The organism is Pseudomonas sp. NY15437 (assembly GCF_048068435.1).
GTDB classification, from domain to species: domain Bacteria; phylum Pseudomonadota; class Gammaproteobacteria; order Pseudomonadales; family Pseudomonadaceae; genus Pseudomonas; species Pseudomonas nitroreducens_B.
Map to the genome: position 1 here is coordinate 64,295 of NZ_JBLUQC010000007.1, position 13,104 is coordinate 77,398.

At 59.1% G+C, this 13,104-nt stretch carries 14 protein-coding genes; 3 read left to right on the plus strand and 11 right to left on the minus strand.

Annotated elements, in window-relative coordinates; genetic code table 11:
* Positions 1 to 32: 32 nt before the first annotated feature.
* From ACNFIA_RS17075 to ACNFIA_RS17090, 4 genes are all read right to left on the minus strand, one after another.
* Positions 33 to 794 (minus strand): hypothetical protein, encoded by a 762-nt coding sequence (locus ACNFIA_RS17075; RefSeq protein ID WP_416786912.1) that lies wholly within the window; start codon positions 792 to 794, stop codon positions 33 to 35.
* A 517-nt stretch (positions 795 to 1,311) separates the two neighbouring features.
* Positions 1,312 to 1,599 carry a hypothetical protein gene (locus ACNFIA_RS17080; RefSeq protein ID WP_024764874.1) on the minus strand — a complete coding sequence of 96 codons (288 nt, stop codon included), beginning with the start codon at positions 1,597 to 1,599 and terminating at the stop codon, positions 1,312 to 1,314.
* Between the two features lie 64 nt (positions 1,600 to 1,663).
* Positions 1,664 to 2,416 carry a hypothetical protein gene (locus ACNFIA_RS17085; protein WP_416786914.1) on the minus strand — a complete coding sequence of 251 codons (753 nt, stop codon included), beginning with the start codon at positions 2,414 to 2,416 and terminating at the stop codon, positions 1,664 to 1,666.
* Positions 2,417 to 2,541: 125 nt separating this feature from the next.
* Positions 2,542 to 3,048 carry a hypothetical protein gene (locus tag ACNFIA_RS17090; protein WP_416786917.1) on the minus strand — a complete coding sequence of 169 codons (507 nt, stop codon included), beginning with the start codon at positions 3,046 to 3,048 and terminating at the stop codon, positions 2,542 to 2,544.
* 134 nt (positions 3,049 to 3,182) lie between these two features.
* Here ACNFIA_RS17090 and ACNFIA_RS17095 point away from each other — a divergent pair, with 134 nt between their 5' ends.
* Positions 3,183 to 3,998: a hypothetical protein gene (locus ACNFIA_RS17095; RefSeq protein WP_416786920.1), complete on the plus strand. Its 816-nt coding sequence runs from the start codon at positions 3,183 to 3,185 to the stop codon at positions 3,996 to 3,998.
* Here ACNFIA_RS17095 and ACNFIA_RS17100 read toward each other — a convergent pair.
* Positions 3,978 to 5,102, minus strand: coding sequence for a hypothetical protein (locus ACNFIA_RS17100; RefSeq protein WP_416786922.1), 1,125 nt, complete (start codon positions 5,100 to 5,102; stop codon positions 3,978 to 3,980). The genes ACNFIA_RS17095 and ACNFIA_RS17100 overlap by 21 nt on opposite strands.
* Before the next feature lie 213 nt (positions 5,103 to 5,315).
* On the opposite strand from ACNFIA_RS17100, the gene ACNFIA_RS17105 reads away from it, so the two are divergent.
* Complete coding sequence (locus ACNFIA_RS17105) at positions 5,316 to 6,851, plus strand: diguanylate cyclase (RefSeq protein WP_416786925.1); 1,536 nt, start codon at positions 5,316 to 5,318, stop codon at positions 6,849 to 6,851.
* Positions 6,852 to 6,899: 48 nt separating this feature from the next.
* On the opposite strand, the gene ACNFIA_RS17110 is transcribed toward ACNFIA_RS17105, so the two are convergent.
* The 5 genes from ACNFIA_RS17110 to ACNFIA_RS17130 are packed head-to-tail and all read right to left on the minus strand — an operon-like array spanning position 6,900 to position 11,035.
* On the minus strand, positions 6,900 to 8,126 hold the full coding sequence (locus tag ACNFIA_RS17110) for a hypothetical protein (RefSeq protein ID WP_416786928.1): 1,227 nt from the start codon (positions 8,124 to 8,126) through the stop codon (positions 6,900 to 6,902).
* Positions 8,127 to 8,139: 13 nt separating this feature from the next.
* Complete coding sequence (locus ACNFIA_RS17115; protein ID WP_024764881.1) at positions 8,140 to 8,649, minus strand: hypothetical protein; 510 nt, start codon at positions 8,647 to 8,649, stop codon at positions 8,140 to 8,142.
* Positions 8,642 to 8,959: a hypothetical protein gene (locus ACNFIA_RS17120; protein WP_017520016.1), complete on the minus strand. Its 318-nt coding sequence runs from the start codon at positions 8,957 to 8,959 to the stop codon at positions 8,642 to 8,644. The genes ACNFIA_RS17115 and ACNFIA_RS17120 overlap by 8 nt, the downstream gene beginning before the upstream one ends.
* Positions 8,952 to 10,325, minus strand: a complete 1,374-nt coding sequence (locus ACNFIA_RS17125) for a hypothetical protein (RefSeq protein ID WP_416786931.1) — start codon at positions 10,323 to 10,325, stop codon at positions 8,952 to 8,954. The genes ACNFIA_RS17120 and ACNFIA_RS17125 overlap by 8 nt, the downstream gene beginning before the upstream one ends.
* A complete protein-coding gene (locus ACNFIA_RS17130; RefSeq protein WP_024764883.1) occupies positions 10,307 to 11,035 on the minus strand; it encodes a hypothetical protein in 729 nt (242 codons plus the stop codon). Before ACNFIA_RS17130 ends, ACNFIA_RS17125 begins: the two co-directional genes overlap by 19 nt.
* Positions 11,036 to 11,484: 449 nt before the next feature.
* Here ACNFIA_RS17130 and ACNFIA_RS17135 point away from each other — a divergent pair, with 449 nt between their 5' ends.
* Positions 11,485 to 11,811, plus strand: a complete 327-nt coding sequence (locus ACNFIA_RS17135) for a hypothetical protein (RefSeq protein WP_024764884.1) — start codon at positions 11,485 to 11,487, stop codon at positions 11,809 to 11,811.
* Between the two features lie 572 nt (positions 11,812 to 12,383).
* Here the strand turns inward: ACNFIA_RS17135 and ACNFIA_RS17140 are convergent.
* Positions 12,384 to 12,839 carry a hypothetical protein gene (locus ACNFIA_RS17140; RefSeq protein WP_024764885.1) on the minus strand — a complete coding sequence of 152 codons (456 nt, stop codon included), beginning with the start codon at positions 12,837 to 12,839 and terminating at the stop codon, positions 12,384 to 12,386.
* Positions 12,840 to 13,104: the final 265 nt, after the last annotated feature.

Consider the following 13,104-nt stretch of genomic DNA (forward strand, 5'->3'; position numbering starts at 1 on the left):
TGGCTCAACCATCGGCCGGCGTTTTGGGGCTTTCACTCCGAAGCCCGCACCTTCTCTTTCTTCACCTTCTGCGACACTTCGCCGGCCACCCCAGCGGTCACCACGCCAGCGCCTGGCGCGATGTTGGTCACCGTGGAAGTGACAGTGGTGGAGATGTTGCGGGTATAGGCGTCGATTGGCACGCCGGCGCGCATGTGAGCCGAAACCACCTGCGGAGTTACGACCGTACGGGTCACCGTGCTGCTGATGGTACGGAATAGGTTCCCCAGGGCGGAAACGATCGAGATGATGGTCAGCGCGGCGAAGGGGATGGACAGCCACATGACGCTCATCTTGAACAGGGCGTTCTGCGTGGTCAGGCCGTTGAGGGTGCGGCAGTAGAAGATCGTCGCAACCAGATAGCAACCGGCAAGGCCAGCTATGACTGCTGGGTCCCGAACATTGAGCGCGAACCGGGCGATCAGCAGCCCGTAGATCACCGCACTGGCGAGAACATCCGGCAACAAGCACTTGAGGCCTTCCAGGGCTCTCCCGATGTTGTAGATCACGAAACCGAGGACGATGATCCAGCCAATGACCGGAATGACGCCCAAAGCCATGACCAGGAAGGAGAGCAGGATGCCCCCGATGATGTTGTGGTGAAGGTCATTCTTGATCAGGAAGTACACGAAGTACACGAACGAGAGAAGGACGATCGAGGCGATAGACACGCCGGCGATTTCAGGCGGGAGGAAGAAGCTTGGACCTCCTACAGCAAGCATGAGGGCCAAGCACAGGTATCCACTTTTGTTCATTGACGGTCATCCGTGAGGGAGAAAGCAGCGGGCGCGCTTCTTCAGGGTATTGGTTGGTGATTGGTGGGTGATGCTAATAATCTGCCATCATCGCTGTCGAGCAGCGGTTGCATCCGGCAGTGTTCGGCACGGTTCCCCAAGTAGTCGGCGAATTCTGGCAAAAGATGACTCGCCGCAGATGTTCGGCCGTGATCGGTGCGTGATCGCATTGACCTGGGCCAGCAGAGCTCTACCCGCATCGGTGAGCACATACGCACTCATGGACCCGTACTGAGGGGAGCAGTGGCCATTCTCTTTCCGCACCAGGCCTCGGGAAGTGAGCGTTTCACACGCCTGCGTTGCGGCGCGCCGGCGGGCAGGTAGATACGTCCAGTTACGGCCGACCTTCCAGAGGGGTGACTCATCGTCCCGGAGATAGCGGAGCGGTCCGAGCGAGCGCAGCACGATGAATTCGTGAAGGCTCAGTCGCGGGGAAGGGGTGGAAGGTGCATGTTGGGTCTGCATGGTCGGTTCCTGATCACTTCACCGGATGACCTTGGGCCGCGGCTTTCGCTCGGGCGAGTTGGATGTGAGGAGCCACACGCTCGGCCTCGAGGTCCATGAAGATCACTTCGTCAGGCATCGACTTCACGTGGTTGATGATGTAGCGACACGGTGACTTCTGGTTGATCACATCAAAAATCGACTGCCGATCCCGTCCCTCCACTTGCTTGAGAAGGCGCTTTCCAGTTTTCACAACGGCAGCGTCGGTCCTGTGGATGGTGGCGGCCAGGGCCAGATTGAGGATGATGTCGATGGGGCGCACAGGGAGCCTCTGGGTCGGATTGCCGGATGCCCGGATGGTAACGGGCCGCCGGCGTAGGTCAGGGTCAAATTGCGGGGCTGGAATCTGGGAGGCGTGCAGGCGCTGGCACCGCCGCCCCTTGCTCCGCGAAGAACTCTGCGATGGCATCCTCACACTCGATGGCATGCGGGCCTGCCCAATCGCGAACCCAGTCCGGGGCCAGCCGGGCCAGGCGAAGTGTGTCGGACTCATCGCTGTCGTCGGTGAGGCGCAGCGCCTGGTCGCGGCCCATCGCCAGAATCTCCTCTGTTACGTCGATCTGGATGGGGCCGGGGTCAACGGCAATTGCATAGTCGTTCTGCCAGGCCTGCGGGTGGAAGGTCACCAGCAACCGACGTTCCGATGCTGGCGCTTGTTCGGCTTGTACCTCGGCCTCTGCGGCCTTCCAGCGCCACAGCGACGGCACTTGCTCGAGCAGAAGGATCACTTCACGGCCCTGGGACTGCTCGTTGTGGCTGTAAGCGCTACAGATCAGGTCGAGCACTTCCAGGTCCAGCGTCTCGGCCGCAGCACACAGTTGATCGCTGCTTTCCGTCACTAATTGGGGGTGCAGCTGCACCACTTCATCCAGGGAGCCGAGGTAGGCCTTGAGTGCATCATCGGCCTCCAGGCGCGGGGCGAGCTGGCACAGGTACTGCTGGAGGGCCTTGCGCTTGGTCTCGAAGAACAGAGGTCCAATCAGCGCGTCCATCACCGGCTCACCCAATGGGTAGTCGGCGTAGACCAGGCACCAGGGGTGGTCATGCTGCTGGGAGGTGGGTTGTAGAGTTTGGGTCATGGTCCGCTCCGGTGTGAGTTGATGGAGGCCATGATCAGTCGAGGTGGGGCGTGCCAGAAGCGGGTGGGGGAGCCAGGCCCGGCAGGATGGATCGGCAACCTGCCGGCCTGGCCGAACGACATTCGTTAGAGGGATACACCTCGCAGCTGAGTGTTCAGGATCAGTTCCAGGTCATCGCCGTACAGCTGGCGCAGGGTTTCCTGGGTCTTCTCAGAGTAGGGAGCGAGAACTACGCGGAAGGTCTCCGCCACGTCCCCCTTGATGCGGAACAGTGTGTTGCTCTTCAGCAGGCCCTTGGCCTTATTGAACCACTCCACCTCGTCTGCCATCTGCGGCAGCGCCTGCTCCAGGTACTCGATGTCGTTGTCGGCATCGATGCGCCGGGCTGCTTCAGCGTTGAGCTTGTAGCCCTGCTGCTTCAGCGCACCGGCCAACGCCTTCACCTGGCTTTGATCGAGACCGATGGACAGGGGGTGATCCTCTCCGGGGTCTTGGATGGTGCCGAGACGCTTCCCGTTGAGATACACGATGCAGGACCAGGCGATGCCTTGGGGAAGCTCCTGCATGTTGAGATCCCGCAGGCGAATGCGCGCCGCGGAGATCGCGTTCAGATTGCTGAGCATGGTTTCCATGGTGAGATGCCTCTGTGATTGATGGCATCCCAATCCTCATGGCCGATTTCGCGTGCCAGAATCACCCCCCAATGCAATCTGCTGGAGATGCTCCTCAAGGCAACTCCGAGCCACCCCGATCAGGAGTAGTCACCGTGCTGGAAGTGGAATCCGAACGTGCGATTGGAGAAGTGCCACGTCATGACACGACGAGCACTTCAGTCCTGATCGTCGGGGACAGAAACGACAGGGAGTGTGAGGTTGCAGTCCTCCTCGTCACTCGACGAGAGGTGGTGACAGCGGACGGGGCGTCCCTAGAGATCACCTATCAGGCGATCAGCAACAACTCCCCCTTCAATGGGAGTGGTGGCCTGACCGCCGGCGTAAACAGAGTGAGCAATCCCCCGAAGGCATCGCTCGGTGGGGCTGATGGGCACGGCAGGAGGTTTATTCACGTTTCGCCCGATGCGCTCCAGGGACACCGGGTAGGCACGTATCTCCTCGCCGCCGCTGCCCAGTTCCTGCGCCAATTCCCAACCGCGGTGGTCAACTCGATCTCGCTCAGTGAAACCGAGGCTGAAGGTGACAACCTGATCCGAAGGAACAGGGGGTACGACCAGATGGGGTTCATCTTCGACTACAGCGATCCCGAACAACGGACCGGACGCTCACGCCCGATGCCGGCCAGTGACCTGAAGGTGGTCAACACCTGGGAGAAGAACATTTCGGAGATGACGGTGCCCGAGTACATCAAGCACTTGCGTGCACAGGTGCAGCTTCACCTGGACGGCCAGGCTAACGCTGAGGGGGCAAGGGACCGACTAGCAGCCGAACTGGCGGCCGCCCGGCAGTCCCCTCTCCTGTGGGGTTTGCGCACCTTCATGTCGAAGCCCACGACCCTTTTGGGGGTTGCTGGGGTGCTAATCGGGCTCTGGGGTCTCTACGAGGCTCTAGGCGGCATGCCCGTTTGACCCCTCGTAACCGTCGGTGAATTCGTCGAACGCATCACCACGGCCCCGCGCAGGGGCTTGCTGGGCCATTTCCGTCCTGAGCAACAGGATCTTCTCGAACGCTGCGTTCTCGGCGTCATGGTACGAAGGCCAGGTCGGCTCTGCTTTGCCCAATTCCATATCCAGGGCTAGGACGAAGTTCGCCAGCTCGAATCCGTCCCGAAGTGCATGGCGATCGCCAATCTCATGCCAGTCTCCCAGGTCGATCACCAGCTTTGCCCCCTTGCGTTTGGGGGTGGCGCTTCGGTCTGCTTGCCTGACTCTGCGGGTAATGGTCGCTTGATGGTAGGACGGGAGCCCGTCCAGGACCGAAGCCAGGGTCTGAATTCGAGCGAACCGTGACTGCCAGGCATCGCGCGACGCCTGAGCCTGCGCCAGGTCCCGTTCTGCTGCCCGGCGCTCGAACTCCGCCGGCGGCATCAGTCCGCTCTGTACCTGTTTCAGCCAGCGCTGGTCCTCCAAGGGGAGATAACCAGGCCGGGTGGAGAGCAGCACGGTCAACAACAGGGATTCGTGACCATGTTGCCTGAGGTGAGCGTAGAGGTCAGCGACGGTAGCTGTTGGGCTCAGCACCCAATCAGGGTCCAGCGCTGCAATTTCGGATCGAATCCTCCGGCAGGTCTGTTGCGTATCCTCCAGGCATGAAACCAGAAGATCGGGCTTGAATTCCCCTGCCTGGAAGGTGAGCGGTAGCCGGGCCACGCGGTAGGGAAGGGCGTCTGCCTTGAGGGCTGGCGCGGTCAGCTTCATCCCGCCTGGGAAAGTGAGGCTATAGCGGTTGCCGAGCCTGTTTTTAAGCACCTGGTCAAACGCTTTCGCCTCGACCTGAATCTGGCGAATCCAAGGCGCCACGGCAAAGCAGCGGTCGAAGCTATCGAACTGGCGCTTGGTGTATGAGCCTGTGCGACCTTCGGGGATGATGAACCACCCGGCTTGTACGGCCTCGACCACGGCACGGACTGACGCGGGCGTAGCGTCATCGCATACGCCCTTGCTGGCTAGCAGCCGGCGTGCGGCCTGTAGGCATTCCGGGTTGGTCAGCGCTTCGCGATTGATCTGATGCATTTCGAGTCCTCCGTCATGCATTCATCCTCTCGCGTGTATTCGAGTGCCAGAACCACCCGCCATTCCTTGAACTGCCTGATGACGAAACCCGACATTGCGCCACGGCTTTGAGTCGCCTTCAGTCTGAATCGCCACAGCACTGCGGGTTCAGGTACGGACCTTCGGATTCGGGGCACTCCCTGGACACTATTAGGGCGAGGAGACCCTCCCCTGATGATCAGTTCCGTAAACCATGCCCTACAGACGTCCTGGTGGTTACAGGTGCGGCCGAGGCCGACGCTTCGCCATCTGGATGTCCTTCGCCAGATCCTGGCCAACGCGGTGCACGCCCTCTCTGGCATTGCCGGCGGGGCGGACTATGCAGCCAGTGTTCGAGGGCTACTCGCCGTAACCAATCGAGCGTCCTCGCTCTCTGACGCCGTAATCTCCGAGGTCGATTGCATGATGGAAGAACTTCAAACCATAAGCCGTAGAGCGAATGACACATTGGCCAAGGGCAAAGGACCAGCTGCCCTTTTCGTTCCTGGTTTTGGTGACCGGTCGCAGGATTTGGCCCGCGGACTCCAGGCAATGGGGGCGAATGTGCTGGCGCTGGGGGTTGGAATGCAGATCAAACCCGAAGATCGGGAGGCAATTCGACGCTCAAGCATGATTCTGGTCGGCTCTGGGTTGCTTGGTGATTCCGAGGGCCTGGCCTTCGTTGAATCCCTCGTTGCAGCTTCAGAGGCAGATGCCTTGGTGGTGCTGGTTGCCGAGAGTGGAGCCCTATCCTTCGAGCAGCGCCGGGTAGCCACGGTGTTGGGCCAGGTTCGAATCCTTTCCCAGGATGACGATATCCGTCAGCTCAGAAGCCTGTTCAGGAGTAGGAACCGTGATATCGAGATTGAGGGGTATCGGGTGCTGCTGCTCGATGACTCCAGAACTGACGCTTACGTCGCTCAGAAGATCATGACCGAGGCAGGGCTGGTGGTTGAGCACATCCAGCACCCAAGTCAGGTACTGGACGCGATCAGCAGGTTCCGGCCGGACGTGCTTGTCAGTGACTTCCACATGCCGGACGCGAATGGTGACGTTGTAGCCTCAATCATCCGGCAGGATCGGGACGTGACCATCCCCATCATCTTCCTCAGCCGGGAATCGAATGCTGAGCGTCAACTGCTGGCGCTGTCGAGAGGGGCTGATGGCTTCGTGCAGAAGCCATTGAAGCGCGACGCCTTCATTCGGGCGCTGAAGTCGATTGTCAGCCGATCTAAGGCTGTCGAGTCGAGGATGCGGCGTGATCCCCTGACGAACCTCCTGAACCACGGCCAATTCATGACGTCGGCCGGAGCTGTCCTCACCGAGGGTCGCCCAAGCTCCTTGGTCCTCATCGACATCGACCACTTCAAGACGGTCAACGACACCTTTGGGCACCCAATCGGTGATCGGGTCCTTGTGGGCCTGGCTGAGGTGCTGTCCGATTCGCTTCGCTCCGAAGACCACGTCGGCCGCATCGGGGGAGAGGAGTTTGCCATCGCGATGGTCGGCGCGAACCAGGAACAGTCGAAGAGTGTGGTGGACAGGCTGCGGACGGTTTTCACGTCGATTCAGTTCCAGGCCGAAGATGGGAGCTCGTTCAGCTGCTCGTTCAGCGCCGGCGTGTCCGACCTCCGCAACTCGGTGAAAGAGTCGATCCGATTCGCTGACGAGGCGCTGTACACAGCAAAACGGAATGGTCGGGACCGGGTGGAGGTTTCCCCCGGTAGCTGACCACCAAAAGAAAAGCCCCGCATTGCGGGGCTTTTTTGTTTCCGTCGATCAGGCCTGGAGTGTGGAGTTTCGAGTTGGGAATTCACGCACATTGTCGCGCACAGGTTGCGGCTCAACATCCAATGCCGAAGATTCGATCCCTACATCCTCATCGACGGGTTCAGCCTCGTGAATCAGTCCCAGAAGGGCTCGCTCCATCATCTCATCGGTATCGAACTCGGCAACCGGGAAATCGAGCGGCATCTCGACCTTCTCCAGCAGGTGCTTGAGGTCCCCGTGGGTCAGGCAGGGCTGGATACGCATCAGCCTGACGAGTTGCAGGATGGTTTCCTTGTTCATTTCGGCTGCGGCAAGGCACCGAGACCAGACGTTTTTGCGGATCATGCCAAGGCGCGCTGCCTTGAGTGTGGCCTCCGCTTCGCTCGCCGGAGCCAGGAAGGCATGGCGGCCGTCACCAAGCATCAGGAACTTCACCGCCAGGTCGTCGAAGCTCTGCAGGTCATCGAAGGCCGCCTCACTTGAAGTGCCTCGGATGACATGTTCCGCCGCACTGCCGATAAGGAGCATGTGCATGCGCCAGTTGATGAACTGGCTGGTGGCGATCAGGTTCATGTCCGAGAAGATTTTCGCGGTCCGTGCGTTGAGATCGAGGTCAGCAAAGAACTCGCCATCGATCAGGCAATTGCTGCCCTTGTAGGCAATGATCCGGCCAGCTTGGTGCATGGCCAGGCGAGTGGTGTCGGCCATTGTCACTTGAAATGCCGGCCGTTGAGCTGGGGTCTGCGCAAAATTGGCAGGGAGTGCAAGCGAGTTCGACATGCCAGAAATCGGATCGGTTTCGGGTTTTGCCTCCTGCTTGTTGGATGTTGCCCAGTACGCCATCCCGAGAATGGCGACAACCAAAACGGCAGAGATGCTGTACCCGAGGTTGTCCAGGACAGTTCGATAGACCCCAGCTGCACCAACGAAGACTGCCAGACAACCCGACGCGGTTGCCCAAACGAAGGTCAGACCCCGGGAAAATCCGTCGCTCATCGACTTGCCCAGACTGCCTTGCTCGGACTTGACGATCGCGGCTACCAGGAAGCCGAAGGCGATTACGGTGGAGAGGACGATGGCAGCCGTCGTTGCTGTCTCAACCAGCTCGCTCGGTCGGTCGTTATAGGTGAACAGCGCCACGACGTAGAGACCTACAACCAGGCACGACAGAAAGAACGGGGGCACCCAACCCGGCAGTAGCCGGGTGGCCTCCTTGAGATTGCTCATGCTGCTCATCGTCACTCCTCACTTACGCTTCTGCGGCGGCCGGTTCGGCGGCTGGGGTGGGTTTCTTGTCCGCGGCGGGGGCTGGCTTCTGCTGCGATTTGGATTGCGCAGCTGCAGCTGCAGGTTGCGGCTGCTTCGCGGCCCCGATTTGACCTTGCGCTTGCGGGCTCGCCTTTTTCTTGCGCTTTTGCTTGCCCGGCTTCGACTTGGCCGGTGCTACCTGCTGCACCTTTTCTTTGGCATCAGCTTTCTGAGCGGCACGGATGGCCTGGCGAGGAGCAGTGCGAGTCAGATCCAGGTCAATTCGGACCTCACGCATTTCGGCCTCGAATTGGGCTACCGCGCGCTCCCAGCGCTCGGAAGCCTCATTGGCCCGGCGGCGGGTATCGGGGCCAGCCATTTTCATCGCCAGAATCGAGGTATCGATCCGGGAGGCCTGGATTGCCAGTCCCACAAGGGTCGCAGTACGTTCCCCGGTGATTCGAACTTCCTTGGTGGGAACCTTGATTTCAGTGCTGCGTGTGTCAGCCATTGTTATCACCTTGATTGCTTGGGCCAAAATAGCGGAGGAAGCCCCAGTGCGAAGTGCGCTGGATGCAGGAGTTGAAAAATGCCTCGAGGTCGCGCGAGTGCTTGAGGTAAGAAGCGGTGTCGTCAGGCACCAGCGCTCCCCACACGTCAACCCAGATCAGATGCCCCACTTTGTGCGGCAAGTAGCAGACCTCCACGTGCCGATACTCTGGAGTCCTGAGAAAAATCTTCCCGACCCACAGAATCAGAGTGACCAGGATGATCAGCGTGAGGATCTGTCGAACGGGGCTGCTTGCTTTTCCTTCAGCCATGGATTGTTTCCTGTGTGAGCGTGATTCGAATTCCAGTCCGTTTCAGGACCAGGTCCAACGCTTCAGCTACTTCCACACCACCGTTGATGAAGGTGTTCAGAAGGCGGACTGCTGCGGTGTCCTGCGAGATACCAACGCCCAGGGTCAGACTCCAGTCCAGCCAGTGTTTGGCTGAGACAGGGGAGAGGAGGGGAACCAGGGCGTGAATTTTTCTAATGCCGGCGACGTTGGGTGGAGACTCCATCGAGTACGCATGGCACATGCGGGCCAGGAACTGGCCGGCATTCATTCGATTGTCGATGAGGCTCGCGAATACAGCCGTCTTACCCGCCTTGCGTAGAGCATCTGGATCGTCCATGCCTTCGCCGAGCGGAATAATGGAGGTCACGATCCCGGCAGATTCGCAGTTCCTGATCGTGGTGAGACCGCCGTCGTAGCCAGCAGCGTCCCCATCAACCATATGCGCGAGTTCGGTAACCCCTTCGCTGGCGAGGTGAGCCGCTTGTGCGGCATTGACCGAACTCTGGCCGATAGCAGTGCCCCAGAACCCCATGAACTGGATCGACCATCCGTCAAAGGTTCCCTCTACCGCGATCAGCGGACCTGGCTTCCTCATGCTGAACAGGTAGGGGACGTCTTTCTTCAGGCTGTCAGCAAAACGGTACTTCTTATTCCACTGGTCACCCTTACCCGCGGGAAGGCGACCCCATAACCGTACGTCACCGTCGGGGTGAGGCCAGTAACCGATCACCCGATTATTCATCGCGCGCCGGTACTTGGAATGGTCATGCTCTTCGACCAGGACATAGCCCTTGGCAATGGCAACGTCCTTGGAAATTCCACGCTCCTCGAGAAGGCTCATGACCTCCTCGGCTGTGGTATAGGCACCGAGCCGCATCGTTGCCATCTGGTCGTCAGAAAAGCCACGATCGCTCTGTAGATCCTGAAGGAGCTTTGGATACTTGCGCGCGAGGAGCTGAGTCACCTGGATGATGGCGCGGCCAGGGGTAAGGGCGGCCGGGGCGTTGTTGTGGACCACGCCCTCGGGGTTACTGCTGGAAGGAGGCTCTACACGAGCTAGTTGGCACAGCCGCTCAACAATCTCTTTCCTGGAGTACCCGGAGGCCTCCATGACATCCCAAAGGGATGTCTGCTTCCCACACTTGTTCTTTCGTGGGCAATGGATGAGGTGGGAACCTGGCAGGTGGAACGCCTCGTGCTTATTACAGGCAGGGCATACGAGGCGATACGAGCCAGACGTCTGCAACTTCGTCGGCTTCAGATGGTCGAGTAGGCCTTCCGCCACCGCATCAATCTCGGGGTAGACCTTTTCGTGTAGGAACTCGGTTATTGACTGGCGCTGCATTCCGCCACTCCTGCCACCGATCGGATGAAATCGGTCGAGGCACCTACTTCAGCGGCGATCTCTTCCAGCTTGCGCTTCAAACCGCGGCGTACTTTCCAGGTCTGTCGGTTGGAGAGGTTCAGAATCTCTGCGATGGATACAGAGCACTGGTTCTCAATGACGGCAAGACGAAGGATGTGGTGCTCGCGGGATGTGAGGCGGTGGCGGATCTGCTCAATGTAGCGGTGACAGGTCTGGCCAGTCTCATCAGGGAGGAGGGTACCGTCAGCTAGGAACTGAGGTGCGTACTCCAGCGCTTCAGAGAACTGAGCAGAGGCGAAGTGGTAGTCGGACTCCATCGAGTGCGACCGCGGCCCAAGGTCAGAAACGAGGTCACCCATATTGATAGCTGTGCTACCGGGGATTTCCTCGAACACCGAACCTATGCCTTCACAGCGGATGTAGGCCAGCGCAGCCCCGATGACAAAGGTGGCACGGCGATGAGGTTCGACATCCTTGTGATGCTTGAGCGCGGACACAACGGCCTTGTGCAAGCCGATGTGCAGGATGGACAGGATCTCGTCGTCGCTCAGGCTGGCGCGCAGCTTGGAGCGGACTTCGGCAATCCACTGTTGTCGTGACTCGGGATGGCAGACGATCTTCCACGGATCGACCTGCAGGAACTCGTCATGAGTCATCCCGGTCAGCCAATTATTGCGCTGAGAGCGCATGGCCCCTCCTCCGGCGAGAAAAGCCGGTCCTAAGCGTCGCGGTGTCGGACTCCGACACCGCAACAGTCTCCAATCGACACTTCGTCGACTGGCCCCCCCCTCAACTGGTGAGCGCAGCTTTTCTAGCTGTCGCCTTCACCCACTCCGATGGCCATCCGTAGATTGTCCCTCGGTAGTTCGACGCGATTTTATGGGTCAAGAAAAGGACAGGCAACCCAAAAAAACAGGCTGAAATCCCGCGAAATAGGCGGGTCCGAGCCTGATTTGGGGACAAGCACGCCTACTTTGTGTGAGGTGGGTCAAAAGCCAAAAGTGGCGCAACGCCAGTATCCATCGGGGTTTTGACGCCTGGAATTCGACGGGGTGTTCAACAAAAGATTTACCGATCCCTGGAAAACATGAGATGCGGCGTTATGGTCACCACATCAGCAAAATGGAGAACAAAACAGATGATCGGTGTACTCAGCGACGCAATGGCAGCTGTCGTCGCCCATGACAACGCGAATTCGAAGCGTATAAGGGGGTGGGTTGCCGACCGGGTCGAGGGGATGCCGGCGCTGGTCTCTCTGGTTTACCAGGACAGCGGAGAGGTGCTCGGGGAGGTCGTTTGGATGGACAGCACCGGAGTCGCAGACCTGGAACTGGTGGTCTGCTACCTCAACAATCGGATTGGGGTTGGCGCCCAGACCATCGATGCGCTGAAGAATCTCTACTGCAGCGGCCGCCCCATTGACGTAACAGGTGTAGCTACTCGCCCTGCTCTCACCATGCACTGAATGCTGCCTATATAAAGAGTGCCTTCAGATGTAGTGGGTGAATAGCCGTGAGGAGGGCGGCTTGAGCAGAACTGCCTGATCGTGGGGCAGGAAAGCCAAGACTAGAAGTCTAGGGCATCTCGTCACTTCGGGTTGGGCAGTCATGCTGATGCACCAATCTCGCGCCAACCGCCATTGAAGCGTTCGCATGACAACGCTACCAACGCTGGCTATGTGGCTCCATTCTCAGAAGGCTGTACGGAAGCGGAGACAGTGCTCTGCCGTACGGGTTACTACTTGCTCGGGCGGTGAGCCATATGCGCTCCGACCCCAGCACCTCGCGCACTTCATGCCAGGCCTTGTACTGGCACCTGCATAGAGTTTCTTTTCCCTCCAGGAGTGCCAATGGTGCAGAGCTTCGACATCGACCAGGTCTACAGAAGTCTCCGCTCTCGATCCAACCGCAGCCATTGATGAGCGCAGGCCTCGCTGAGATCTCGACGAACGACGCTGCGTGTTTGAACGGCGAGGTCAAGATCTCCCAACGATTCCCCACCTTCAGCTGGCTTCATGGCAGCACCCGCGGTGAATGTTTACAACTGCTGTGGCTGCAGCATCACGGTGACGGCCAGGTCGCTACAAAGGTCGGCCACTACTGCTGCATAGGGAGAGAGAGGAGTGCAGAGGGGCAGGATGAGTGCAGCGGGGGTAGTTCTGCTGATCTCGTTCACCACCTCGATGAGTTGGCTGCTCTTCAATCCTGCGGGTATCTCAAACCGCTCCAACCTCATCCCTTCCAGGAGGGGTAGTGCCCTGGGCTGGGATTGAAATCCCACACCATCCAGAGACCCGCCAACGAGCACCAGTGCAATTGGCTTCTGGCGATCGATCCCGGCTCGAAAGTGATCAAGAGTCTGCTGCAGCCAATAAGGCCTTCTGTTTGCTTCCTGGCCGTCTGGAGGGAGTGTGGACTTAGCGAGTTTGGACAGCGTCTGCCGAGATATGCCCAGGTAGCGCGCTGATTGGGTCGTGTTCAGCCGGTTTTGCATTTTTACTTCGTCGGATGATTGTTGATTTTGTAAAACCACGCGGGAAACCAAAAATCATGGAGTTCCGCATAAATACATTAGACGGGGTTTTATGGGAAAATCCAGGAACGCGAATTTCTGGAAAATTGGCGCTCCTGTTTTTCTCCCGTCCATTTCGATTTACCAAATTAACCAAAAAAGCATGCATACGGTAGTCAAAGTGCTGATTCGGTATTTGCGCCATTCCAGGCTGCGGAACCAAGGGGCTTTGTTCGGCGCAATAAGG